Origin of the sequence: uncultured Candidatus Kuenenia sp. (assembly GCF_900696675.1) — a bacterium.
In the GTDB taxonomy this organism is placed as follows: Bacteria; Planctomycetota; Brocadiia; order Brocadiales; family Brocadiaceae; genus Kuenenia; species Kuenenia stuttgartiensis_A.
This window is the reverse complement of the sequence record NZ_CAADGZ010000225.1, coordinates 1-2,747: the sequence shown is the minus strand read 5'-3', so window position 1 is coordinate 2,747 and position 2,747 is coordinate 1. Positions and strand designations below refer to the sequence as shown.

Annotated in this window: 1 protein-coding gene; it reads right to left on the bottom strand. The window is 45.2% G+C overall.

The window, feature by feature from the left end:
* Nucleotides 1–314 precede the first annotated feature (314 nt).
* Nucleotides 315–2,483 carry a glycogen debranching protein GlgX gene (gene glgX / locus QZT26_RS17100; protein WP_197705305.1) on the bottom strand — a complete coding sequence of 723 codons (2,169 nt, stop codon included), beginning with the start codon at nucleotides 2,481–2,483 and terminating at the stop codon, nucleotides 315–317.
* Nucleotides 2,484–2,747 lie beyond the last annotated feature (264 nt).

Genomic DNA, 2,747 nt, shown 5'->3' with positions numbered 1-2,747 from the left:
AGCCTTTTAAAGCATTTGTATCAACGGCTAAACTTTTCCAATCGTTTGGGAAGAAAGTTCTTAGAAGATCCCAATCTTCTCTCATCATGGCTTTATCCTCCTATAGAGTGATTAGCGGGATAATTAACATAAAAATACCATGATGAATAAAATTTGTCAATAAAACAAGTTAGCGCTTATGGGGTACCCCCCATCCTGTACGATGACAAAATTTTACATCATTACATTCCCGGTAATATACAGGTCGCGAAGAAGGTTCAATAATGATATGACAAATTTCTTTAGCCTCTAAGATGTGATGTATATTCACCATTTCAGGCAAGAGGCGATGACCTCCTTTCCTCAACTAATTGAAGCAATACAAGGGATCGTGCTTCAAGGCTGTAAAGTTCTCCACCCTTCATTAGTTGTATGCTTCTCTTTCCCGTTGCTTCCCGCGTGTCTATAAGTGTCTTCCACTGTATTTTTGGATTATGCGCCGGCAAAACGAAAGAGATAGATTCATGATGAACGTTCATTAAAATCAACAGTGTGTCATCTACAATTTGTTTTCCACGTTCATCAACTTCTTCTATTGCATAACCGGCCAGGCAGAGCGCTAAAGAGTGGGTACTAGGATTATTCCAGTCCTCATCGGTCATTTCCTTCCCATCAGGCCGGAACCATGTAAGGTCTTTTACCTCTGAGCCGGTAATCTTTCGTCCCTGAAAAAAGTGCCGCCGCCTCATGACAGGATGTTGATGGCGTAGTTGAGTTAGGAGACGGGTGAATTCCAGGAGTTCCTGCCGCGGTTTATCCAGATCCCAGTCTATCCATGAAATCTCATTGTCCTGACAATATGCATTATTGTTACCCTTTTGGGTACGGCCTATTTCATCTCCTGCCAGCAACATGGGTACCCCCTGTGATAGTATAAGGGTGGCAATAAAATTGCGTTTTTGCCGCTCTCGTAATTTTGCGACTTCCTGGTTGTCGGTTGGTCCTTCTATTCCACAATTCCAGCTCAGGTTGTAATCTGTTCCATCCTTGTTTCCCTCTCCGTTAGCCTCATTATGCTTTTCATTATAACTAACGAGGTCGTGAAGACAGAATCCATCGTGTGCCGTTATAAAGTTTATGCTGGCATATGGCCTTCGGCCTCCGTGCTCGTAAAGATCACTGCTCCCTGTCAGACGATAGGCAAGATTCCCTGCTACACCTTTATCACCATGCCAGAATTGTCTCACCGTATCACGATATTTTCCGTTCCATTCCGTCCAGAGGATGGGAAAATTTCCTACCTGGTAACCTCCTGGCCCCAGGTCCCATGGTTCGGCAATAAGTTTGACTTGCGACAACACCGGGTCCTGATGGATTATATCGAAGAAGGCGCCAAGCCGGTCTACTTCATGAAGCTCGCGTGCCAGGGCAGACGCCATGTCAAAACGGAACCCGTCAACGTGCATTTCCAGCACCCAATACCGTAAGCTGTCCATAATAAGTTGAAGTACACGCGGGTGTATCATATTCGGCATATTTCCGCATCCTGTGTAATCCACATAATAGCGCTTGTTGTCTGATGCAAGGTGGTAATAATTGGCGTTGTCTATTCCGCGAAAAGAAAGAGTTGGCCCCAGATGATTTCCTTCAGCAGTATGATTGTATACCACATCGAGAATGACCTCTATACCTTCGCGGTGGAAGGTTTTAACCATGGTCTTAAACTCATTAACCTGCTCTCCCATTATACCGGAACCGGAATAACGCGCCGCCGGAGCGAAAAATCCTATAGAATTGTAACCCCAGTAATTAGAAAGACCGCGTCCGATGAGATCTTTTTCATCCACGAAATGGTGTACCGGCATTAATTCAACTGCGGTAATTTTCAGTGAATGAAGGTAATCTATTACCGCATGGCATGTCAGGCCGGCATACGTCCCTTGCAGTTCTTTTGGTACACCAGGATGTTGTTTCGTAAAGCCTTTCACATGCAGCTCATAAATCAGGGTCTTATGCCATGGAGTGCCAGGGGACACATCATCTCCCCATGTAAATGCGGGATCAACGACAACACACCTGGGGATATTAGGCGCACTGTCTCCATCGTCTTTGGAAAGATCAGCTTCCTTGTGCCCCGGTGTATAGCCAAACAGCGCATCACTCCAGCAGATGGTTCCAGAGATCGCCTTGGCGTATGGATCCAGTAAAAGTTTGGCCGGATTAAACCTGTGACCTGACTTAGGTTCATAGGGACCATAAACACGGTATCCATAAAGTTGACCCGGGCGCACTGTGGGTAGATAGGTATGCCAGACCTGATCGGTGTGATGAGCCATCCGGATACGGGCTACTTCATGATTTCCGTCCTGTCCATCGAATAGACACAATTCCACACCCGTGGCATTCTCTGAGAAGAGCGAGAAGTTAACCCCCGCTCCATCCCAGGTAGCGCCAAGCGGATACGCTTTACCTGGCCATTCAGTCATATGTGTAATTTCGTTCATAGCTTATATTCTCAGAAACTAACCATGTTATTCCACTGGCCGAACAAAGGGCGCCAATGCTCCTCTGGGCTTATACCTGGTTCTTACAGTATGTAAATACTTTTTATTTAAAACCTTTGGGTACTTTTATATTAATACCTAAATCCTGCAAACAAGGCAAAGCCTTGTTGCAGGAATAGGATTGAAATGGTAGGATTTCCAAGGTATTCGGCGGTATATTGATAACAAAAAACACCTGAAAGGAGATTCACCATTTCGATGAAG

Excerpts from the sequence above, each read along its gene's own strand:
- glgX (WP_197705305.1), bottom strand. The coding sequence starts at position 2,483 with ATGAACGAAATTACACATATGACTGAATGGCCAGGTAAAGCGTATCCG.